Annotated in this window: 18 protein-coding genes; 16 read left to right on the forward strand and 2 right to left on the reverse strand. The window is 74.8% G+C overall.

Translation table 11 applies throughout. From position 1 onward, the window contains the following. The 4 genes from secD to BLT39_RS14585 all read left to right on the forward strand — a co-directional run bounded on the left by secD (position 1) and on the right by BLT39_RS14585 (position 6,265). Positions 1–1,791, forward strand: a complete 1,791-nt coding sequence (secD, locus tag BLT39_RS14570) for a protein translocase subunit SecD (RefSeq protein WP_242658421.1) — start codon at positions 1–3, stop codon at positions 1,789–1,791. Continuing rightward, positions 1,788–3,122: a protein translocase subunit SecF gene (gene secF / locus BLT39_RS14575; RefSeq protein WP_091064551.1), complete on the forward strand. Its 1,335-nt coding sequence runs from the start codon at positions 1,788–1,790 to the stop codon at positions 3,120–3,122. The genes secD and secF overlap by 4 nt, the downstream gene beginning before the upstream one ends. Further along, positions 3,119–3,697, forward strand: coding sequence for an adenine phosphoribosyltransferase (locus BLT39_RS14580; RefSeq protein ID WP_109502162.1), 579 nt, complete (start codon positions 3,119–3,121; stop codon positions 3,695–3,697). The genes secF and BLT39_RS14580 overlap by 4 nt, the downstream gene beginning before the upstream one ends. Positions 3,698–3,784: 87 nt before the next feature. Further along, complete coding sequence (locus tag BLT39_RS14585) at positions 3,785–6,265, forward strand: RelA/SpoT family protein (protein WP_091064556.1); 2,481 nt, start codon at positions 3,785–3,787, stop codon at positions 6,263–6,265. Positions 6,266–6,429: 164 nt separating this feature from the next. Here BLT39_RS14585 and BLT39_RS14590 read toward each other — a convergent pair whose 3' ends face one another. Further along, the gene (locus tag BLT39_RS14590) at positions 6,430–7,266 is read right to left on the reverse strand and encodes a peptidylprolyl isomerase (RefSeq protein WP_091064559.1); all 837 of its coding nucleotides are present in this window, start codon (positions 7,264–7,266) and stop codon (positions 6,430–6,432) included. Positions 7,267–7,357: 91 nt separating this feature from the next. Here BLT39_RS14590 and BLT39_RS14595 point away from each other — a divergent pair, with 91 nt between their 5' ends. Genes BLT39_RS14595 through BLT39_RS14615 form a run of 5 tightly spaced genes read left to right on the forward strand, consistent with a single transcriptional unit; the run spans position 7,358 to position 13,172 of the window. Then, positions 7,358–8,041, forward strand: a complete 684-nt coding sequence (locus BLT39_RS14595) for an MBL fold metallo-hydrolase (RefSeq protein ID WP_091064562.1) — start codon at positions 7,358–7,360, stop codon at positions 8,039–8,041. Next, positions 8,038–9,297: a histidine--tRNA ligase gene (gene hisS, locus BLT39_RS14600; RefSeq protein WP_091064565.1), complete on the forward strand. Its 1,260-nt coding sequence runs from the start codon at positions 8,038–8,040 to the stop codon at positions 9,295–9,297. Before BLT39_RS14595 ends, hisS begins: the two co-directional genes overlap by 4 nt. A 2-nt stretch (positions 9,298–9,299) precedes the next feature. Beyond that, on the forward strand, positions 9,300–10,283 hold the full coding sequence (locus tag BLT39_RS14605; RefSeq protein ID WP_091064569.1) for an aldo/keto reductase: 984 nt from the start codon (positions 9,300–9,302) through the stop codon (positions 10,281–10,283). Between the two features lie 30 nt (positions 10,284–10,313). Next, entirely contained in the window at positions 10,314–12,044 is a 1,731-nt protein-coding gene (aspS, locus tag BLT39_RS14610) for an aspartate--tRNA ligase (protein WP_242658422.1), read from the forward strand. 42 nt (positions 12,045–12,086) lie between these two features. After that, a complete protein-coding gene (locus BLT39_RS14615) occupies positions 12,087–13,172 on the forward strand; it encodes a pyridoxal-phosphate-dependent aminotransferase family protein (RefSeq protein WP_091064575.1) in 1,086 nt (361 codons plus the stop codon). A gap of 80 nt (positions 13,173–13,252) precedes the next feature. Here BLT39_RS14615 and BLT39_RS14620 read toward each other — a convergent pair whose 3' ends face one another. Beyond that, positions 13,253–14,125 (reverse strand): aldo/keto reductase, encoded by an 873-nt coding sequence (locus tag BLT39_RS14620; RefSeq protein ID WP_165640277.1) that lies wholly within the window; start codon positions 14,123–14,125, stop codon positions 13,253–13,255. 65 nt (positions 14,126–14,190) lie between these two features. Here BLT39_RS14620 and BLT39_RS14625 point away from each other — a divergent pair, with 65 nt between their 5' ends. The 7 genes from BLT39_RS14625 to BLT39_RS14655 all read left to right on the forward strand — a co-directional run bounded on the left by BLT39_RS14625 (position 14,191) and on the right by BLT39_RS14655 (position 22,090). Continuing rightward, a complete protein-coding gene (locus tag BLT39_RS14625) occupies positions 14,191–15,522 on the forward strand; it encodes a replication-associated recombination protein A (RefSeq protein ID WP_242658423.1) in 1,332 nt (443 codons plus the stop codon). A gap of 99 nt (positions 15,523–15,621) precedes the next feature. Further along, positions 15,622–16,047, forward strand: a complete 426-nt coding sequence (locus BLT39_RS14630; protein ID WP_091064577.1) for a DUF948 domain-containing protein — start codon at positions 15,622–15,624, stop codon at positions 16,045–16,047. Continuing rightward, entirely contained in the window at positions 16,047–16,352 is a 306-nt protein-coding gene (locus tag BLT39_RS14635) for a hypothetical protein (protein WP_091064580.1), read from the forward strand. Before BLT39_RS14630 ends, BLT39_RS14635 begins: the two co-directional genes overlap by 1 nt. Before the next feature lie 55 nt (positions 16,353–16,407). Further along, positions 16,408–19,065, forward strand: coding sequence for an alanine--tRNA ligase (gene alaS / locus BLT39_RS14640; protein WP_091064583.1), 2,658 nt, complete (start codon positions 16,408–16,410; stop codon positions 19,063–19,065). After that, on the forward strand, positions 19,062–19,517 hold the full coding sequence (gene ruvX, locus BLT39_RS14645) for a Holliday junction resolvase RuvX (protein WP_091064585.1): 456 nt from the start codon (positions 19,062–19,064) through the stop codon (positions 19,515–19,517). Before alaS ends, ruvX begins: the two co-directional genes overlap by 4 nt. A gap of 4 nt (positions 19,518–19,521) precedes the next feature. Then, positions 19,522–21,288: an endolytic transglycosylase MltG gene (mltG, locus tag BLT39_RS14650; RefSeq protein WP_242658424.1), complete on the forward strand. Its 1,767-nt coding sequence runs from the start codon at positions 19,522–19,524 to the stop codon at positions 21,286–21,288. Continuing rightward, positions 21,281–22,090, forward strand: a complete 810-nt coding sequence (locus BLT39_RS14655; protein ID WP_091064586.1) for a shikimate dehydrogenase — start codon at positions 21,281–21,283, stop codon at positions 22,088–22,090. Before mltG ends, BLT39_RS14655 begins: the two co-directional genes overlap by 8 nt. The last annotated feature ends 3 nt before the right edge of the window (positions 22,091–22,093 follow it).

Below are 22,093 nucleotides of genomic sequence, written 5' to 3' on the forward strand. Positions count from 1 at the left end.
GTGGCTGCCCGCCAGCTCCGCGCGTCGCGCTACTTCGCGGCGTTCGTCCTGATCGTGGCCGTCATGTACGGCCTCATCTTCTTCACCGGCTCGCAGCGCACCCCGCAGCTGGGCCTGGACCTGCAGGGCGGCACCACGGTGACGCTGACGGCGCAGGTGCCCGGCGGCGGCACGCCCAGCCGCGAGGACCTGGAGCTGGCGCGGCAGATCATCGAGCAGCGGGTCAACGGCCTCGGCGTCGCCGAGGCCGAGGTGGTCACCGAGGGCAACTCGAACATCATCATCTCCGTCCCCGGTGACGACGGCGACCAGGCCCGCGAGCTCGGCCAGACCGCCCAGCTGCGCTTCCGCCCGGTGCTGCAGGGCCCCGAGGCCGCCACCCCGGCCGACCCGTCGGCCACGCCGTCCGCGACGCCGACCGACGGCAGCGCGCCCACCGACGGCAGCGCGCCCACCACCGCCCCCGGCGACACGGCCGCCCCGGCGTCGCCGACCGACGGCGCGGCGCCGACCAGCGACCCCGCCGCCACCTCGGCCCCGGCCCCGGACTCGCTGGCCGCCGAGGACACCACGACGCCGGCTGCCCCGACCACGGACGCCGCCCCCACCAGCGGTGCCGCGCCCACCTCGGGCGGCGCCACGGCCTCCGGCGGCGCCACGGCCTCCGACGGCGCCGCGCCGACCGCGGTGACCCAGGAGCAGGCGACGGCCGAGTACGCGAGCCTGGTCTGCTCCACCGACCAGACCGGTGCCGCCGACGTCGACCTGCCGGACTCCTACCTGGCCGCCTGCTCCGAGGACGGCACCGCCAAGTACCTGCTGGGCCCCGCCGTCATCGAGGGCACCGACATCACCTCGGCCAGCGCCGGCACCACGCCGCAGACCGGCGAGTGGATCGTCACCGTCGACTTCAACTCCCAGGCCTCCTCCACCTGGGCGACCTACACCGCCCAGGCGGCGCAGGCCGGCAGCGCGGTGGCGATCGTGCTGGATGGCCGGGTGGTCTCCGCCCCCACCGTGCAGAGCGCCATCACCGGCGGCAGCACGCAGATCACCGGCAACTTCACCCAGACCGACGCCCAGACGCTGGCCAACCAGCTGGAGTACGGCGCCCTGCCGCTGACCTTCACCCAGGCCACCGCCCAGACCATCACCACCGAGCTGGGCGCCGAGCAGCTGCAGGCCGGGCTGATCGCCGGCGCGATCGGCATCGCGCTGGTCTTCCTGTACGCCCTGCTCTACTACCGGCTGCTCGGCCTGGTCATGATCGCCAGCCTCGTGCTGTCGGCGGTCGTGGTCTACGCCAGCCTGGTGCTGCTGGGCCGGGAGATCGGCTTCACCCTGAGCCTGGCCGGCATCGCCGGGTTCATCGTCAGCATCGGCATCACGGCCGACTCGTTCGTCGTGTACTTCGAACGGCTCAAGGACGAGATCCGCGAGGGCCGCACGCTGCGCAGTGCGGTGCCCCGCGCCTGGGTGCGCGCCCGCCGCACCATCCTCTCGGCCGACGCGGTCAGCTTCCTGGCCGCAGCGATCCTCTACGTGCTGGCGATCGGCGACGTGAAGGGCTTCGCGTTCACCCTGGGTCTGTCCACGGTGCTCGACCTGATCGTCGTCTTCCTCTTCACCCACCCGCTCATGGCGGTGCTCAGCCGGTTCAGGAGCTTCGGCACCAACCGGTTCTCCGGCCTGGGGTCCGTCGACGTGACCCGCCGCGCCGCCACCGCGCCCCGGCCGGGCCAGCGCCCGACCGTGGCCGCGGGCACCAGCAGCGACAGGAGCGACCGATGACCGGCACCCCCCGCGAGGGCCGCACCGACGACGAGCTGCTCGAGGAGAGCGACGCGGAGGTCCGCGCGGACGCCGCGGCCGACGCCGACGACGACGCGCTGGCCGAGGCGGGTCTGCCGACCGAGGACGGCGCCGAGCCGGCCGCGCCGCGGCGGCGGGCGTCGCTGGCCCACCGGCTCTACAACGGCGAGGCCGGTCTGGACGTCGTGGGCCGCAGCCGGTTCTGGTACAAGGTCACCGCCGTGGTGATGCTGGTCTGCATCGCCTCGATGGTCTTCCGCGGGTTCAACTTCGGCATCGACTTCGAGGGCGGCAACAGCTTCCGGCTGCCCGGTGGCACCGAGCAGCTGAGCACGATCCGCGAGGCCGCCGAGTCCGCGGGCGCCGACGTCTCCACCGTGCAGGTGGTCGGCGGCGACACCGTGCTGCTGCGCACCGGCGCGCTGGACAACGCCGGCGAGACCGCCGTCGTCTCGGCGATCGCCGACGCCGCCGGGGTCGACCCCGGCCAGGTCAGCCCGGAGGCGGTCAGCGCCGACTGGGGCCGGGACATCACCGACCAGGCGCTCATCGCGCTGGTCGTCTTCCTGGCGGCCGTCGTGGTGTTCCTGGCCATCCGGTTCCAGCCCAAGATGGCGGTCGGTGCGATCGCGGCGCTCGTGCACGACATCGTGCTGACCGCCGGCATCTACTCCCTGGTCGGCTTCGAGGTCACCCCGTCCACCGTCATCGGGTTCCTCACCATCCTCGGGTTCAGCCTCTACGACACCGTCGTCGTCTTCGACAAGGTCGACGAGAACGTCAAGGACCTGGAGAAGGGCGCCCGGATGACCTGGGGCGAGGCGGCCAACCTGGCGGTCAACCAGACCCTGATGCGGTCGATCAACACCTCGGTCATCGCGCTGCTGCCGGTGCTCGGCCTGCTGGTGGTCGGCGTCGGCCTGCTCGGCGTCGGGACCCTGCAGGACCTCGCGCTGGTGCTCACCGTCGGCCTGGCCGCGGGCACCTACAGCTCGATCTTCCTGGCCACCCCGATCCTGGCCGACCTCAAGGCCCGCGAGCCCGGGGTGCAGGCGCTGCGCAAGCGGGTGCTCGCCCGCCGCGCCGCCGAGGCCCGGGCCGCCCGCACCGGCGTGCCCGCGGGTCCGGTCGCCAGCGCGCGCCGCGCCCGGCGGGCCCCGTCGGCCGTCGCGGTCGCCGAGCACGACGAGCTGCCCGAGCGGCCCGAGGCCGTCGACCAGGTCGAGTCCCCGGACTCGGTCACCCGCACGGTCACCCCGCCCCGGCCCGGCGCCCGCCCGCAGCGGCCCCGCGGCGGGAAGAAGAGGTGACCGCGGCCGAGCTCCCGCTCGACGAGCTGATCGCCTCCATCGCGGTCGACGTCCCCGACTTCCCCGAGCCGGGCGTGGTCTTCCGCGACCTGACCCCGGTCTTCGCCGACGCCGAGGCGTTCCGCCGGGTCGTCGACGGCCTGGCCGCACCGGCCCGCACCGACCCGCGGGTCGCGGCGCTGCGGTCGGGGCAGGATGACCCGGGCTTCGACGTCGTCGTCGGGGTGGAGGCCCGCGGGTTCCTGCTCGCCGCCGCCGTCGCGCTGGCCGCGGGCACCGGCGTCGTCCCGGTGCGCAAGGCCGGCAAGCTGCCGCGCGAGCGGATCAGCGCCGACTACGCCCTGGAGTACGGCACCGCCACCCTGGAGCTGCACACCGACTCCCTGCACAAGGGCCAGCGGGTGCTGCTCGTGGACGACGTGCTGGCCACCGGCGGCACCCTGGGCGCCGCGGTGGGCCTGGTCGAGCAGCTGGGGGCGGTGGTCAGCGCCGTCGCCGTGGTCGTGGAGCTGCCGGCGCTGGGCGGCCGCGAGGCGCTCGCCCCGCACAGCGTGCACGCGCTCTGGACCACCTGACGCAGCTCACCCTCCCGAGCGGTCCACCCGTCCCGGCGCGTGGCTAGCATGGTCGGGGTCCCGGCCGGTCGGACGACAGGAGTGGCCATGGCATCCGAGGTGGTGGCCCCCCGCGCTGCCCAGCAGCCGGCCGCCGTCCCGGACCAGGTCCCGGACCCGCATCAGGTCACCCAGCAGGGTCAGCCCCGGGAGCCGCGGCAGGACTCCGCGCGGGTGGCCCTGCCCGAGCGGCCCGCGCTGCAGACCGCGGCCGCCCCGCCCGCACCCGCGGCCGACCCCGCCGGCGAGGGCGGCACCCCCGCCCTGGACCCGGTGCGCCGCCGCCGGGTCGTGGACCGGCTGGCCCGCCGGATCGTCGCGGGCCAGCGCTCCACCGTCGTCCGCCCGGTCCTGGAGCCCCTGGCCGCGCTGCACCGGCAGAGCCACCCCAAGGCCGACCTCGCCCTGCTGCAGCGGGCCTACGACGTCGCGGAGAACGCGCACGCGGCGCAGAAGCGGAAGTCCGGCGACCCCTACATCACCCACCCGCTGGCCGTGGCCACGGTGCTGGCCGGCCTGGGCATGGACACCACCACGCTGGTGGCCGCGCTGCTGCACGACACCGTCGAGGACACCGGGGTGTCCCTGGACTCCATCGTCGCGGACTTCGGGCCCGAGGTCGCCCACCTCGTCGACGGCGTGACCAAGATCGACAAGGTCCAGTTCGGGGACGGCGCCCAGGCCGAGACGATCCGCAAGATGATCGTGGCGATGGCCCGCGACCCCCGCGTGCTGGTCATCAAGCTCGCCGACCGGCTGCACAACATGCGCACGCTGCGCTTCCTCCCGCCGGAGAAGCAGGAGAAGAAGGCCCGCGAGACGCTGGAGATCCTCGCCCCGCTGGCCCACCGGCTGGGCATGAACACCATCAAGTGGGAGCTCGAGGACCTCGCGTTCGCCACGCTGTACCCCAAGCGGTACGACGAGATCGTGCGGCTGGTCGCCGAGCGCGCGCCCTCGCGCGACACCTACCTGGCCGAGGTCACCAGCGCGGTCACCGAGCAGCTCAAGGGCGCCAAGGTCGAGGCCACGGTCACCGGCCGGCCCAAGCACTACTACTCGATCTACCAGAAGATGATCGTCCGCGGCCGCGACTTCACCGACATCTGGGACCTGGTCGGCATCCGCATCCTGGTCGACTCGGTGCGCGACTGCTACGCGGCGCTGGGCATCATGCACGCCCACTGGCAGCCGGTCCCCGGCCGCTTCAAGGACTTCGTGGCGATGCCGAAGTTCAACATGTACCAGTCGCTGCACACCACGGTGATCGGCCCGCAGGGCAAGCCCGTCGAGCTGCAGATCCGCACGCACGACATGCACCGCACCGCCGAGTACGGCATCGCCGCGCACTGGAAGTACAAGGAGAAGGCCCGGGGCGGGGTGGCCGCCGGACCGCGTCCGGGCACCGCCGGCGACGACATGCTCTGGCTGCGCCAGCTGCTGGACTGGCAGCGCGAGGCGCAGGAGCCCGGGGAGTTCCTGGAGACGCTGCGCTACGACCTCGGTCCGCAGGAGGTCTTCGTCTTCACGCCCAAGGGCGACGTGATGAGCCTGCCGGAGAACTCCACCCCGGTCGACTTCGCCTTCGCCGTGCACACCGAGGTCGGCTACCGCTGCATCGGCGCCCGGGTGAACGGCTCGCTGGTGTCGCTGGACTCCACGCTGTCCAACGGCGACACCGTGGAGGTCTTCACCTCCAAGTCCCCGACCGCCGGGCCCAGCCGCGACTGGCTGGAGTTCGTCGGGTCCTCCCGGGCCCGCACCAAGATCCGGCAGTGGTTCACCAAGGAGCGCCGCGAGGACGCCGTCGAGGCGGGCAAGGACGCGCTCACCAAGGCCATGCGCAAGGCCGGCCTGCCGCTGCAGCGCCTGATGGGCGGCGAGGCGCTGGCCACCCTGGCGGCCGACCTGCACCACCCCGACGTCAGCGCGCTCTACGCCGCGGTGGGGGAGAACCGCGTCTCGGCCTCCTCGGTCGTGGAGAAGCTGCTGGTCGCCCTCGGCGGGTCCGAGGGCGCCACCGAGGACATCGCCGAGACCGCCATCCCGGCCCGCCGCTCCGTCGCCCGCACCGCCAGCGGCGACCCCGGCATCGTCGTCACCGACATGACCGACGTGTGGGCGAAGCTCGCCAAGTGCTGCACGCCGGTGCCCGGCGACGACATCCTGGGCTTCGTCACCCGCGGCGGCGGGGTGAGCGTGCACCGCACCGACTGCACCAACGCCGCGGACCTGCAGCGCAAGCCCGAGCGGCTGGTCGAGGTGGCCTGGGCGGCGCAGCCCGGCGCGGTGTTCCTGGTGGCGATCCAGGTCGAGGCCCTCGACCGGCACCGGCTGCTCTCCGACGTCACCAAGGCCCTGGCCGACGAGCGGGTCAACATCCTGTCCGCGTCGGTGCAGACCAGCCGCGACCGGGTCGCGGTCAGCCGCTTCACCTTCGAGCTGGCCGACCCCGCCCACCTGGGCGCGGTGCTGCAGACCGTGCGCAACGTCGACGGCGTCTTCGACGTGGAGCGCGTCACCGCGTGAGGAGCGGGGGCCCGGAGGGTCCCCCGACGAACGCGGTCAGCCCTTCCCGCCGACGGGTGGCGGCCGAGGGACGAGTGCCGTCACCCCGAGGCGGGAGCAGCGGCGCTCGTCGCAGCGGGGGGACGGCCGTTGGCCGCGGTGCGGTCCGGAGGACCGCGATGTGCTCAGGCCGCAGGCGTGACGGCGGTGATGGTCACCGGGGTGGCGGGGGCGCCGTCCTGGCTGCCGTCGGCCACGCCGGCCGCGGCGACGGTGTCCAGCACGCCCAGGCCCGCGTCGCCGACCGTGCCGAAGACGGTGTAGCTCGGGGGGAGCTGGCTGTCGCCGTAGACCAGGAAGAACTGGCTGCCGTCGGTGCCCTGGCCGCTGTTGGCCATCGCCAGGACGCCGCGGCCGTAGGTCTCGCTGCCCGACGTCGCGGTCGGGAACGTGTAGCCCGGGCCGCCCGAGCCGGTGCCCGACGGGTCGCCGCACTGCAGCACCTTCAGGCCGTCGGAGGTGGTCAGCCGGTGGCAGGGGGTGTTGTCGAAGTAGCCCTGCGCGGCCAGCGACGCGAAGCTCTCGGCCGCGCAGGCGCCGGGGCCGGAGAAGTCGAGGGTGACCGGGACGTCGCCGGCGCTGGTCGCGATGGTCTCGGCCTGCTGCCCGGTCGGGAGGTCGCCCGAGGGCGCGTCCACGGCGGTGGGGCCGGAGCTGCCCTGCGCGTCGTAGGTGTAGGTGCACGCCCCGGCGGTGGTGGTCTGGCCGGCCCGCTCGGCGCCCGGGCCGGCGGTGGGGGCGGCGGCCGAGCTCGACGACGACGCCGAGGCGTCCGCGGCCGGTGCGTCGTCCCCGCCCAGCCCGGTGATCAGCAGCGCGGCGCCCACGACCACGACGACGGCGGCCACGGTGACCCCGATGAGCAGGTTGCGGCGGCGCTTGCGCTGCTGCGCGGCACGCCGCTCCAGCTGGCGCTGCAGGTGGCGCTGGGCGGACTGACGGCGCTGCTTGTTGCTGACCACGGCTGCGGAGTCTAGGCAGGCCACCCCGGCCACCTGCTGGGACGCCGATCGGGACGCCGGTCGTGTCGGGGGTGCCACGTACCCTGCTCGGGTGCTCATCCGCTCGTTCCCCGCCGGCGCGTTCGGCACCAACTGCTACGCGGTGGCCACCGGTCCGCGCGCCGAGTGCGTCGTCGTCGACCCCGGCATGGACGCCGTCGAGCCGCTCGCGCAGATGCTGGCCGACGACGGCCTCAAGCCGGTCGCCGTCGTCCTCACCCACGGGCACCTGGACCACACCTTCTCCGTGCTGCCGGTCTGCGACGGCTACGACATCCCCGCCTACCTGCACCCGGCCGACTCCGGGATGCTCGCCGACCCGGCCCGGTGGCACGGGCCGCAGCTGGCCCCGCTGATCACCGGCGTCGCGCTGCCCGACCCGGCCGACGTGCTCGCGCTCGACGACGGCGCCACCCTGTCGCTGGCCGGTGTCGACCTCACCGTGCGGCACGCCCCCGGCCACACCCAGGGGTCGGTGATGTTCGCCCTCGACCTCGACGACTCCCCGGGGCTGCTGGCCGGCGACGTGCTGTTCGCCGGTTCCGTCGGCCGGGTCGACCTGCCCGGCGGGTCCTGGGAGGCGATGCTCGGCTCGCTGCGCGACGTCGTCCTGCCGCTGGAGGACGCCACCGTCGTCCTCCCCGGCCACGGCCCGGCCACCACGATCGGGCGGGAGCGGGCCACCAACCCCTACCTGGCCGAGGCGGCCCGGGCGCCCAAGGGGCGCGGGCTGTGAGCGACATCCAGCGCGCCCCCAAGGGCACCTTCGACCGGCTGCCCCCGGACTCCGCGGCCTACCTCGCCGCCCGCGACGCCCTGGTCGCCCCGCTGCTGACCGCCGGCTACGGCTACGTCGAGACCCCGGTGTTCGAGGAGACCGCGGTGTTCTCCCGCGGCGTGGGCGAGTCCACCGACGTCGTGTCGAAGGAGATGTACACCTTCGACGACCGCGGCGGTCGCTCGCTGACCCTGCGCCCGGAGTTCACCGCCGGCGTCATGCGCGCCTTCATCGAGCACCGGCTCTACGCCGGGCCGCTGCCGGCCAAGCTGTGGACCGTCGGGTCGGCGTTCCGCTACGAGCGGCCCCAGGCCGGCCGCTACCGGCACTTCACCCAGGTCAGCGTCGAGGCCCTCGGCGTCGACGACCCCGCCCTGGACGCCGAGCTGGTGGCCCTGGCCGACGCCGGTTTCCGCGGGCTGGGCCTCACCGACTACGACCTGCAGCTGACCTCGCTGGGCGACGCCACCTGCCGGCCGCAGTACCGCGAGCTGCTGGTGCAGTTCCTGGCCGGCCTCGACCTCGACGAGGACACCCGGCGGCGGGCCGCGATCAACCCGCTGCGGGTGCTGGACGACAAGCGGCCCGAGGTCCAGGCCCAGCTGGCCGACGCCCCGCTGATGGTCGACCACCTGTCCGAGGGGACCAGGGCGCACTACGACGCCGTCCGGCAGCACCTGTCCGACCTCGGGGTCACCTGGGTCGAGGCGCCCCGGCTGGTCCGCGGGCTGGACTACTACACGAAGACCACGTTCGAGTTCGTGCACCGCGGCCTCGGCGCCCAGGCCAGCATCGGCGGCGGCGGGCGCTACGACGGGCTGTCGGCCGCGCTGGGCGGGCCCGACCTGTCCGGCATCGGCTACGCCGTCGGCGTCGACCGCACGATCCTGGCCGCGCAGGCCGAGGGCCTGGACATCCCGGTCACCGGCGGCACCGACGTGTTCGTCGTGCACCTGGGCGAGGAGGCCAAGCGGTTCGCCGTCCGGCTCGTCGGGCAGCTGCGCGCCGCCGGCGTCGCCACCGACACCGTCTACGGCGGCCGCGGGCTCAAGGGCGCCATGAAGGCCGCCGACCGCTCCGGCGCCGCGCGCGTGGTCGTGGTGGGGGAGCGCGACCTGGCCGGGGGCGTCGCCCAGGTCAAGACGATGGCCACCGGCGAGCAGGTCGCCGTCCCCCTCGGTGAGCTCGCCGAGTCGCTGCGTGCGAGCGTGTGAGCATGGAATCCCGCTCCCTCGGACGCACCGGCGCCTCCGTCTCCGTCGTCGGCCTCGGCACCTGGCAGCTCGGCGCCGACTGGGGTGACGTCGACGACGCCACCGCCCGGCAGGTCCTCGACACCGCCCTGGACGCCGGGGTCACCCTGCTCGACACCGCCGACGTCTACGGCGACGGCCGCTCCGAGCAGCGCATCGCCGCCGCCCTGGCCGACCGCGGCGGGCAGCGCCCGTTCGTGGCCACCAAGGCCGGCCGCCGGGCCGACCCCTTCGTCGCCGAGACCTACACCCCCGAGAACCTGCGGGCCTGGGTCGACCGGTCCCGCCGCAACCTCGCCGTGGACACCCTGGACCTGGTGCAGCTGCACTGCCCGCCGCCGGCCGTCTACTCCGACCAGCGCGTCTACGACACCCTCGACGGGTTCGTCGCCGACGGCTCGATCGCCGCCTACGGCGTCTCGGTGGAGACCGTGCAGGAGGGGCTGACCGCGCTGGAGCACGAGGGCGTGCAGTCCATCCAGGTCATCCTCAACGTGTTCCGCCGCAAGCCGCTGGAGGAGCTGCTGCCCGCGGCCGCCGCGGCGCAGGTCGGCATCCTGGCGCGGGTGCCGCTGGCCTCGGGCCTGCTCACCGGCCGGTTCACCGAGGACACCACCTTCGGCGCCGACGACCACCGCCAGTTCAACCGCAACGGCGAGGCCTTCGACGTCGGCGAGACCTTCGCCGGCGTGCCCTACGAGGTCGGCGTCGCCGCCGCGCGCGAGTTCGTCGAGCTGTGCGGCGACCGCACGCCCGCCCAGGTCGCGCTGCGCTGGATCATCCAGCAGCCCGGGGTCACCTCCGTCATCCCCGGCGCCAGCAGCGTGCGCCAGGCGCAGAGCAACGCCGCGGCCGCCGACCTGGCCCCGCTCACCGACGGCGAGCTGGCCGACCTCGAGCGGCTCTACGACGAGCGCATCCGCGCCCACGTCCACTCCCGCTGGTAACCCGTACACCCCCTGAGAGGCACTCCCTTGTTGCGCACCCACGACGCCGGCACCCTCCGGGCGTCCGACGCCGGCACCACCGTCACCCTCGCCGGCTGGATCGCCCGCCGGCGCGACCACGGCGGCGTGGTCTTCCTCGACGTCCGCGACGGCTCGGGCTACGCCCAGGTCGTCGTCCGCGAGGAGGAGGCGCACGCGCTGCGCAACGAGTTCTGCGTGCTGGTGACCGGGGAGGTGCAGCGGCGGCCCGAGGGCAACGAGAACCCCGAGCTGCCCTCGGGCGAGATCGAGGTCGTCGCCTCGACGCTGCAGGTGCTGTCGGCCTCGGCCCCGCTGCCCTTCCCGATCGAGACCGCGCAGGCCGCCGGGGACGACGTCCGCTACGCCCACCGCTACCTCGACCTGCGCCGGCAGGGCCCGGCGAAGGTCATGAAGCTGCGCAGCGAGGTCAACCGGGTGGCCCGCGGGGTCATGACCGACCTGGGCTTCACCGAGGTCGAGACGCCGTCCCTGACCCGCTCCACCCCCGAGGGTGCCCGCGACTTCGTCGTCCCCGTGCGGCTGCAGCCCGGCTCCTGGTACGCCCTGCCGCAGTCCCCGCAGCTGTTCAAGCAGCTGCTGATGATCGGCGGGCTCGAGCGGTACTACCAGATCGCGCGCTGCTTCCGGGACGAGGACTTCCGCGCCGACCGGCAGCCGGAGTTCACCCAGCTGGACTTCGAGATGAGCTTCGTGGACCGCGACGACGTCCTCGACGTCGCCTCCGCCGTGGTCACCGCGCTGTGGCGCGAGCTGGCCGGCCACGAGGTCGGCGAGATCCCGCGGATGACCTACCGCGAGGCGATGGACCGGTTCGGCTCCGACAAGCCCGACACCCGGTTCGGCGTCGAGCTCGTCGAGCTGACCGAGTACTTCGCCGACACCCCGTTCCGGGTGTTCCAGTCGCCCTACGTCGGTGCGGTCGTGATGCCCGGCGGCGGGTCGCAGCCCCGGCGGACCTTCGACGCCTGGCAGGACTGGGCCCGCTCGCGCGGCGCCAAGGGCCTGGCCTACGTCACCGTCGCCGAGGACGGCACCCTCGGCGGCCCGGTCACCAAGAACATCTCCGACGCCGAGCGCGAGGGCCTGGTCGCCGCCGTGGGCGCGCAGCCCGGTGACTGCATCTTCTTCGCCGCCGGGCAGCGGCGGACCTCCCAGGAGCTGCTGGGCGCGGCCCGCAACGAGATCGCCAAGCGCCTCGAGCTGGTCGAGCCCGGGTCGTGGGCGTTCCTGTTCGTCGTGGACTTCCCGATGTTCGAGGAGACCGAGGACGGCGGCTGGACCTTCATGCACCACCCCTTCACCTCGCCCACCCCGGAGTGGCGGGAGCGCTTCGCCGAGGACAAGGGCGGCGCGCTGTCCGACGCCTACGACCTGGTGATCAACGGCAACGAGTGCATGTCCGGCTCGGTCCGCATCCACGACGCGGGCCTGCAGGAGCGCGTCTTCGAGACCCTCGGCATGTCCCGCGAGGAGGCCCGCGACCGGTTCGGGTTCTTCCTGGAGGCCTTCGCCTACGGCCCGCCGCCGCACGCCGGCGCGGCGCTGGGCTGGGACCGCCTCGTCGCGCTGCTGGCCGGGGTGGACTCCATCCGCGAGGTCATCGCCTTCCCCAAGACCGGCGCCGGCTACGACCCGCTGACCGGCGCGCCCACGCCGATCAGCGCGGCCCAGCGCACGGAGGCCGGCATCGACGCCCGGCCGGAGGAGCCGGAGGCCTGACGGGGGTCGGGGCGCGCAGCGGCCGTGGGTAACCTGCGGCACATGCTGCGCGCCCGCACCCTGCTCGGACCCGGCCCCTGCAACCCCTACCCGGAGGCCACCGCCGCCCTCGGGCAGCCGCTGCTGGGCCACCTGGACCCGCTGTTCCTCCAGGTGCTCGACGAGACCTCCGACCGGCTGCGCACCGTGTTCGGCACGGCCAACCGGCGCACCCTGCCGCTGTCGGCGACGGGGTCGGCCGGCATGGAGGCCGCGTTCGTCAACACCGTGGGCCCCGGCGACGTCGCCGTCGTCGCGGTCAACGGCCTGTTCGGCCAGCGGATGGTCGACGTCGCCTCGCGCACCGGCGCGGAGGTCGTCGCCGTCGAGCACGAGTGGGGCCAGCCGGTCGACGCCGAGCGGGTGCTCGCCGCGCACCCCTCGCCCAAGGTCATCGCCGCCGTGCACGCCGAGACCTCCACCGGCGTGGAGTCCGACATGGCCGCGCTGGGCGCCGGCAAGGGCGGCGCCCTGCTCATCGCCGACTGCGTGACGTCGCTGGGCGGCATCCCGGTCGAGCTGGACGCGTGGGGCGTGGACATCGCCTACTCGGGTTCGCAGAAGTGCCTCGGCGTCGCCCCGGGCCTGGCGCCGTTCACCATCTCCGACCGCGCCTGGGAACGGCGGATCACCAAGCCGCAGTCCTGGTACCTCGACCTCGGCATGCTCGGCGGCTACGCCGGCGAGGCCGCGGGGTCCGGGGGCCGCACCTACCACCACACCGCGCCCACCGGCATGGTCGTCTCGCTGCACGCGGGCCTGGGCCGGGTGCTGGAGGAGGGCCTGCCCGCCGTGCACGCACGGCACGCCGCCGCCGGTGGCGCGCTGCAGGCCGGCCTGGTCGAGCGCGGCATGCGGCTGTTCGCCGCCGAGGGCTCCCGGCTGCCCGAGCTCACCACGGTGTGGGTGCCCGACGGCGTGGACTCCGCCGGGGTGCGCAAGCGGCTGCTGGAGGAGTACTCCATCGAGATCGGCGGCGGGGTCGGCGAGTTCGCCGCGACCGTCTGGCGGATCGGGATGATGGGCCACAACGCCCGCCCGGACACCGTCGCGCTGGTGCTGGCCGCCCTGGACGACGTCCTCGCCTGACGGGGTCGACGATAGGCGGGTGGCCGGGCGCCACGCCGGCGCGCGCAGCCACCCGCCGATGGTCGACCGCGGGGGAGGGGTCAGGCGGCGGTGTCCAGCCTCGCCAGCTGCTCCGGCGAGAGGGTGACGTGGGTGGCCGCGGCCGAGTCCTGGATGGAGCGGGGCTTGCTGGCCCCCGGGATCGGGACCACCACGTCGGCCTGGGCCAGGTGCCAGGCCAGCGTCACCTGGTAGACCGAGACACCCAGCTCGTCGGCCACCGCGGCGAACTCGGCCGCCGTGGAGGCCAGCGACCCCGCCCCCGACATGCCGCCGAACGGGCTCCAGGGCAGCCAGGCCAGCCCGGTGGCCGCGCAGTGCGCCAGCTCCCCGGCCGAGGACCGGAAGCCGGGGGAGAACTGGTTCTGCACGCTGACCAGCGCGTCGCCGAGGATCGCGCGGGCGGCGTCGATCTGCTCGACGTCGGCGTTGGAGATGCCGACCATCCGCACCTTGCCGGCGTCGTACAGCTCCTTCATCCCGCCCATCGACTCCTCCCACGGCGTCCCCGGGTCGGGCCGGTGGAACTGGTAGAGGCCGATCGTGTCGGTGCCCAGCGCCCGCAGCGACGCCTCGCAGGCCCGCTGCAGGTACGCCGGCGACCCGTCCAGGCCCCACTCGGTGCCCTCGCGGGTGTGCCCGCCCTTCGTGGCGACCAGGACGTCGGCCGACCCGCCCCAGGACCGGATGGCCGCGGCGACGGTGCGCTCGTTGTGGCCGACCTCGGACTCGTCCAGGCAGTAGGCGTCGGCGGTGTCGATCAGCGTCACGCCGGCGTCCAGCGCGGCGTGGACCGTCTTCTCGGCGTCCTCGGGCCCGGGTCGGTCGCCCACGGACAGGGGCATCGCGCCCAGGCCGATGGCCGAGACGGTCACCCGGCCGACGGTGTCGTTGCCGATGGTGCGGTGCTGCACGGAGGAGTCCTCTCGTCGGTGCGGATGGGTCGGGACTGTCTGCCCCCGGCGGTAGCGTCGTACGCGTGAGCACCCTGTTCGACCCGGAGCCGTCGGCGGACCCCGGCGTCGACCCCGGTGCCCCGCTCGCGGTCCGGATGCGCCCGCGCGCCCTGGACGAGGTGGTCGGCCAGCAGCACCTGCTCGGCCCCCGCGCACCGCTGCGCCGGCTGGTCGAGGCCGACGAGCCGATGTCGCTGGTCCTCTACGGGCCGCCCGGCACCGGCAAGACCACCCTCGCGCACGTCATCTCGCTGGCCACCAAGCGCCGGTTCGTGCAGCTGTCGGCCCTGGACGCCGGGGTCAAGGAGGTGCGCGCGGTCATCGCGGGGGCGAAGAACGAGCTGGTGCACGGCAACCGCCGCACCGTGCTGTTCATCGACGAGGTGCACCGGTTCTCCAAGACCCAGCAGGACTCCCTGCTCTCCGCCGTCGAGGACCGGGTGGTCAGCCTGATCGCGGCCACCACCGAGAACCCGTTCTTCTCCGTGGTCTCACCCCTGCTGTCCCGCTCCCTGGTGCTCGCCCTGCAGTCGCTGTCCGACGACGACGTGCGCGCGGTGCTGCACCGGGCCATCGACTCCGAGCGCGGGCTCGCCGGCGCGGTCACGCTCACCGAGGACGCCGAGGAGCACCTGGTCCGGGTCGCCGGGGGCGATGCCCGCAAGGCGCTCACCGCGCTGGAGTCCGGCGCCGGGGCGGCCGTCGCCGCGGGCACGGCCACCCTGGACCTGGCCACCCTGGAGACCGCGGTCGCGCAGGCCGCGGTCCGCTACGACCGGGCCGGCGACCAGCACTACGACATCGCCAGTGCGCTGATCAAGAGCATCCGCGGCTCGGACGTCGACGCCGCGATGCACTACCTGGCCCGGATGGTCGAGGCCGGCGAGGACCCCCGCTTCATCGCCCGCCGGCTGGTCATCAGCGCCAGCGAGGACATCGGCCTGGCCGACCCCACCGCGCTGCCGGTCGCCGTCGCCGCGGCCGAGGCGGTGGCCTTCATCGGCATGCCCGAGGGCCACTTCGCCCTCGCCCAGGCCGTCGCGCACCTGGCCACCGCGCCGAAGTCCAACGCGCTCACCGTGGCCATCTCCGAGTCGGTGGCCGACGTCCGGGCCGGGCTGGCCGGGCCGGTGCCGCCGGGGCTGCGCGACGCGCACTACGCCGGGGCCAAGAAGCTCGGCCACGGCGCCACCTACGCCTACCCGCACGACCACCCCGACGGCGTGCTCGCCCAGCAGTACCCGCCCGACGCCCTCGTCGGCCGCGACTACTACCGGCCCACCGGCCGGGGCGCGGAGGCCGCGATCGGGGCGCGGCTGGCCAAGCTGCGGGCGATCGTGCGCCGCCGCCGCTGAACTCGGGGGAGGACGGCCGCGGCCCGCGGCTAGGGTGGCCCCCGACCTGGAGACAGCCGGGGACGCAGTCCACGACCGACGAGCAAGGGGAGACACCACGTGTCCGCAGGAGAGATCGCCGGGCTCATCGCCGCCGGTGCACTGGTGCTGCTGGTGGTGCTGCTCGCCGTGCCGCTGCTCAAGCTCGGCCGCACCCTCGACGAGACCACGCTGACCATCCGCCAGGTGCGTGAGCAGAGCCAGCCCATCCTCAGCCAGGCCTCGACCACGGTCACCCACGTGAACGCCAACCTCGAGCGGGTCGACGACATCACCGGCAACGCCGCCAACGTCTCCAGCAACGTCGCCGCGCTGACCAGCGTCTTCGCCGCCACCCTCGGCAGCCCGCTGATCAAGGCCGCCGCCTTCAGCTACGGCGTGCGCAGCGCGGTGGGCAAGAAGCGCGAGGGCCAGGCGCTGGCCGCCGCCCAGCGCGACCAGAAGGCCGAGCGCCGGGCGCGCCGGGCCGCGCGGCGGGCCGCCTGATGCGCCGGCTGTTCTGGTTGACCATGGGCATCACGATCGGCGTCCTCGTCGTCCGCAAGCTGTCGGCCGCGGCCGAGCGGCTGACCCCGCAGTCGGTGGCCTCCCAGCTGGCCGAGGGCCTGCGCGACCTCGGCGACGCGATCGCCGACTTCGGCGCCGACGTCCGCGCCGCGGCGGCCTCCCGCGAGGAGGAGCTGCGCGAGGGCACCGGCCTGGACGCCCCGCTGCCCACCCGTGAGCAGGCCACCGCCGGCGGGCAGGCCGCCATCCAGGCCCGCCGCGGCGCGCACGCCGCCGATTCCTGACCCCCACCGCACAGCCCGGGCGCCGCCCAGGCGCCCTCCCGAGGACGAAGTCGAGATGCAGACCGCCGAGATCCGCCGCCGTTTCCTGGAGCACTTCGAGAAGCGGGGCCACACCGTGGTGCCCAGCGCCTCGCTGGTCTCGCCCGACCCGTCGCTGCTGTTCACCGTCGCCGGGATGGTGCCGTTCATCCCGTACCTGACCGGCCGCGAGCCCGCGCCCTACCCGCGGGCCACCAGCGTGCAGAAGTGCGTGCGCACCCTCGACATCGAGGAGGTGGGCAAGACCACCCGGCACGGCACGTTCTTCCAGATGAACGGCAACTTCTCCTTCGGCGACTACTTCAAGGCCGAGGCGATCCAGTTCGCCTGGGAGCTGGTCACCGGGTCCGTCGAGGACGGCGGGCTGGGCCTGGCGGCCGACCGCATCTGGCCGACCGTGTACCTCGACGACGACGAGGCGTTCGAGGCCTGGCAGGCCTACGTCCCGGCCGAGCGCATCCAGCGCCGCGGCAAGGACGACAACTACTGGTCCACCGGTGCCGCGGGCCCCGCGGGCCCCTGCTCGGAGATCCACTACGACCGCGGCCCGGAGTACGGCCCGGACGGCGGCCCCGAGGGCGACCCCACCGGCGACCGGTTCCTCGAGATCTGGAACCTCGTCTTCATGCAGTACGAGCGGGGTGACGGCGAGGGCAAGGAGTTCCCGATCCTCGGCGAGCTGCCGCGCAAGAACATCGACACCGGCATGGGCCTGGAGCGCGTCGCGTTCCTGCTGCAGGGCGTCGACAACATGTACGAGATCGACGAGGTCGCGCCGGTGCTGCGCCGCGCCGCCGAGCTCGCGGGCGTCACCTACGGCGCCGACCACGAGGCCGACGTCCGGCTGCGCGTGGTCGCCGACCACGTCCGGTCCGGCCTCATGCTCATGGGCGACGGCGTCACCCCCGGCAACGAGGGCCGCGGCTACATCCTCCGCCGCCTGCTGCGCCGCGCGGTCCGCGCGATGCGGCTGCTGGGCGTCGAGGACCCGGCGCTGCCGGTCCTGCTGCCGGTCAGCCGCGACGCGATGAGCCCGAGCTACCCCGACCTGGCCACCGACTTCGAGCGGATCTCCGCCGTCGCCTACGCCGAGGAGGACGCCTTCCGGCGCACCCTCGTCGCCGGCACCGCGCTGCTGGACACCGCGGTGGGCCAGCTGAAGTCCTCGGGCACCCCCCAGCTGTCCGGGGCGCAGGCCTTCCAGCTGCACGACACCTACGGCTTCCCCATCGACCTGACCCTGGAGATGGCCGCCGAGCAGGGCGTCAGCGTCGACGAGGCCGGGTTCCGGGCGCTGATGGCCGAGCAGCGCGACCGCGCGCGGGCCGACGCGCGCGCCAAGCGCAGCGGCGGCGTCGACGTCAGCCGGTTCTCCGAGCTGCTGGCCCAGCACGGCCCCACCGACTGGCGGGCCTACGAGACCCTGCGCACCGAGTCCCGCGTGCTCGGCGTGGTCGGCGACGCCGAGGTGGCCGGGCCCGGCGAGCTGACCCGGGTCGTGCTGGACGCCACCCCCTTCTACGCCGAGTCCGGTGGTCAGGTCGCCGACGCCGGTCACCTGGTCTGGGACGGCGGCCGCGCCGAGGTCGTCGACGTGCAGCGCCCGGTCAAGGGCCTGGTCGCCCACCAGGTGCGGGTGCTGGAGGGCGAGCTGCGCGAGGGCGCCGAGCTCGCCGCCGAGGTCGACCTGGAGTGGCGCCGCTCGGCCTGCCAGGCGCACTCGGGCACCCACGTGGTGCACGCCGCGCTGCGCCGGGTGCTCGGGCCGCAGGCGCTGCAGGCCGGTTCCTACAACCGGCCGGGCTACCTGCGGCTGGACTTCGCCTGGCAGGGCGCGCTGACCGCGCAGCAGCGCAGCGACATCGAGGACGTCGCCAACGCCGCGGTCCGCGAGGACCAGGCGGTGCGCGCGCTGTGGATGTCGCTGCCCGAGGCCCGCGAGTTCGGCGCGCTGGCGCTGTTCGGCGAGACCTACAGCGAGCAGGTCCGCGTCGTGGAGATCGGCGGCGAGTGGTCGCGCGAGCTGTGCGGTGGCACCCACGTCCGCGGCAGCGCCCAGATCGGCCCGCTCGCGCTCACCGGCGAGAGCTCGGTCGGCTCCGGGTCCCGCCGTGTCGAGGCCGTGGTCGGGCTGGAGGGCTTCCGCTACCTGGCCCGCGAACGCGACCTGGTGCGGCAGCTGTCGGACCTGCTCAAGACCCCGCAGGACGGCCTGGTGGAGCGCGTCTCCGGCATGCTCGCCCGGCAGCGGGACGCCGAGCGCGAGCTGGCCGAGCTGCGCGGTGCGCAGACGCTGGCCGCCGCGGGCGACCTGGCCGCCGCGGCCCGCGAGATCGGCGGCGTGCAGCTGGTCACCGGTTCCCCGGCGGGGCTGTCCGGCGGCGACCTGCGCGGCCTGGCCCTCGACGTCCGGGGCCGGCTCGGTGCCGCCCCCGCGGCCGTCGTCCTGGCGTCCGGGGCCGACGGGAAGGTGGCCCTGGTCGCCGCACTGACGCCGGCCGCGCAGGAGCGCGGGCTGTCCGCGAACGACCTGGTGCGCGTCGCGGCGGGCGCGGTGGGCGGGCGCGGGGGCGGCAAGGCCGACGTCGCGCAGGGCGGCGGCACCGACCCCGCCGGCATCCCCGCGGCGCTGGCCGCCGTGGAGCAGGCGGTCGCGCAGGCCGGGGGCGCGTGAGCAGCGCCGAGGACTGGGTCCCCGGCCGCCGGCTGGGGGTGGACGTCGGCACCGTGCGGGTGGGTGTCGCGCTGTCCGACGCCACCGGATTCCTCGCCTCGCCGCTGGAGACCCTGCGGCGGGCCAAGGACGGGTCCGACCTCGACCGGTTGGCCGCGCTCGTGGTGGAACACGAGGTGGTGGAGGTGGTGGTGGGGGAGCCGAGGCACCTGTCGGGTGCGTCCGGGGCCTCCGCAGCCGATGCGGGCGCCTACGCTGGTTCACTGGCCACGCGGATCGGGGACGTCCCGGTGCGTCTCGTCGACGAAAGGCTCTCCACCGTGACCGCTGCCAGCTCCCTCCGGGCCCGCGGCGTCGACGCCCGGCGGCAGCGCTCGGTCATCGACCAGGAGGCCGCCCGGGTGATCCTGCAGAGCTGGCTGGACCGGCGCCGGCCCGCGGGCGGTGCGTGAGCAGGTGGGCGACGACCGCAGCGGCCGCCGGGCCCGGCACGACGGCGAGGGCCGGCCCGCCTCGGACATCCTCCGCGAGTGGCACACCGGTGAGTTCCCGGCCATCAGCGACGAGCCCACCGGCCCGCTGACCGGGGGCCGCCGGGCGCGCCGCCGGGCGATGGAGGAGGAGGCCGCCCGTCGCGCGGCGGCTGCCGCCCCGGCGCCGGAGGACGACGCCACCGTGCGCACACCCCTGGTGCCCGGCGCCCCCGGCGCCCCGGTCTCCCGCGGCCCGGCGCCGCGACCGCCGGTCTCCGCGCTGTCCGGCCTCGTGCTCGGCTCGACGGGGGAGCACCCGGCCGTGCGCGCCGACGACGACACCGACCGGCACGCGCGCCCGCCGGTCGCCGGCGAGCACCCGGCGACCCGCCAGCAGCACGCCGTCGCCGCCGACCAGCGCCGTGCCGAGCAGCACGAGCACGACGACCTGCACGACGACCTGCAGGACGACCGGCACGACGACGACCTGCACGGGCACCCCCACGAGGACCACCCGGCCGAGCACCACCACGACGTGCACGGGGCCGACCACGCCGACGAGCACGCGGACGACCACCGCGACGCCCGGCCGGTCACCGGCGAGCACCCCGTCTGGGACCAGACCGGCGGCCTCGAGGTCATCGGGGCCGACGACGACGACCACCACGGCCGGCGCGCCCGCCGGGAGCGGGGCCGTGCCCGCGGTCCCCGCCGCAAGCGCCGCCCGGTCACCATCGTGCTGTCGCTGCTGGTGCTGGCCGGCCTCGTCGTCGGCATCGTCTTCGGGGGCCAGTGGCTGTACCAGAAGATCAACCCGGTCGCGGCCGACTACAACGGCTCGGGCAGCGGCGAGGTCGACGTCCGGGTGGAGAGCGGCGACTCGCTCACCGCGATCGCCCGCACCCTCACCGACGCCGACGTCATCGCCTCCACCGGCCCGTTCGTGGACGCCGCGTCGGCCAACCCGGCCGCGGCCAACATCCAGCCCGGCGTCTACTCGATGGCGCTGCAGATGAGCGGCCAGGCCGCGCTGGACCGCCTGCTGGACCCCGCGGCCCGGCTGTTCTCCCGGGTCACCCTGCCCGAGGGCCTGCGCGTCGACGCCGCGCTGCAGCGGATCGCGGACAACTCCGAGATCCCGCTCGCCGACCTGCAGGCCGCCGCGGCGGACCCGGCCGCGCTGGGCCTGCCCTCGTGGGCCAACGGCCTGCTCGAGGGTCACCTCTTCCCGGCCACCTACGACATCGAGCCCGGCCAGACCGCGGTCGACGTGCTGACCGCGATCGTGGCCCGCGGCGAGCAGACCTACGAGTCGCTGGGCATCCCCGAGGCCGATCGGCTGCGGGTGCTCACCGAGGCAAGCCTGGTGCAGGCCGAGGCCGCCACCACCGAGGACATGTCCCGGGTGGCCACCGTGATCAACAACCGCATCGCCATCGGGATGCCGCTGCAGTTCGACACCACGGTCAACTACGCCACCGGCAAGACCGGCATCACCACCACCGCCGACGACCGGGCCACCGACTCCCCGTACAACACCTACCGCTACCCGGGCCTGCCGCCGGGGGCCATCGACAGCCCGGGCGAGGAGGCACTGCAGGCGGTGCTCAACCCCACCCCGGGTGACTGGCTGTACTTCGTCGTGGTCAACCCCGACACCGGCGACACGAGGTTCGCCGCCACCGCCGAGGAGCACGCCGCGAACGTGGCGCTGTTCCAGCAGTGGCTGCGCGAGAACCCGGGTGGCTGAGCGCGCCGCCGTCCTCGGTCGCCCGATCACGCACTCGCTGTCCCCGGTCCTGCACCGGGCCGCCTACGCAGCCCTCGGCCTGACCGACTGGACCTACGAGGCCCTCGACCTCGGTGCCGACGAGCTGCCGGTCCTGCTCGACGGGCTGTCCGAGGAGTGGCGGGGCTTCTCCGTCACGATGCCCTGCAAGCAGGCCGCGGCCGCCTACGCCACCGAGTCCGACCCGCTGCCGCGGCTGCTCGGCGCGGCCAACACCCTGGTCCGGGTGCCCGGTGGCTGGCGGGCGGAGAACACCGACGTGACCGGGGTCGGCATGGCGCTGCAGCTGGCCGGCGTCGAGCAGGTCGGGCACGCGGCGATCCTCGGCGCCGGCGGGACGGCGAGCGCGGCCGCCGTCGCGCTGGCCAGCCTGGGCGCGCACACCGTCGACGTCGTGGTCCGCGACCCGTCCCGCGCGGCCGGCGTGGTCGGCGTGCTGGACGCCCTGGAGGTCACCGCGCGGGTGGCCACCTTCGCGCAGACGCCCGAGGTCGCCGCACCCGTCGTCGTCAGCACGGTGCCCGCGGCCGGGCAGACCACGGTCGCGGGGCTCTACTGGCAGGCCGGGCAGACCGTGCTCGACGTCCTCTACGCCGGCTGGCCCACCCCGCTGGCCGCCGCGGTGCAGGCCGCCGGCGGGCAGCCGGTGCACGGCCTGGACGTGCTGTTCTGGCAGGCCACGGTGCAGGTCGAGCTGATCACCGGCCGGCCGGCGCCGATCGAGGCCATGCGCACGGCGCTGGACGCCGCCGTCCCGCGCTGAGGC

The organism is Klenkia brasiliensis, assembly GCF_900100695.1.
Lineage (GTDB): Bacteria > Actinomycetota > Actinomycetes > Mycobacteriales > Geodermatophilaceae > Klenkia > Klenkia brasiliensis.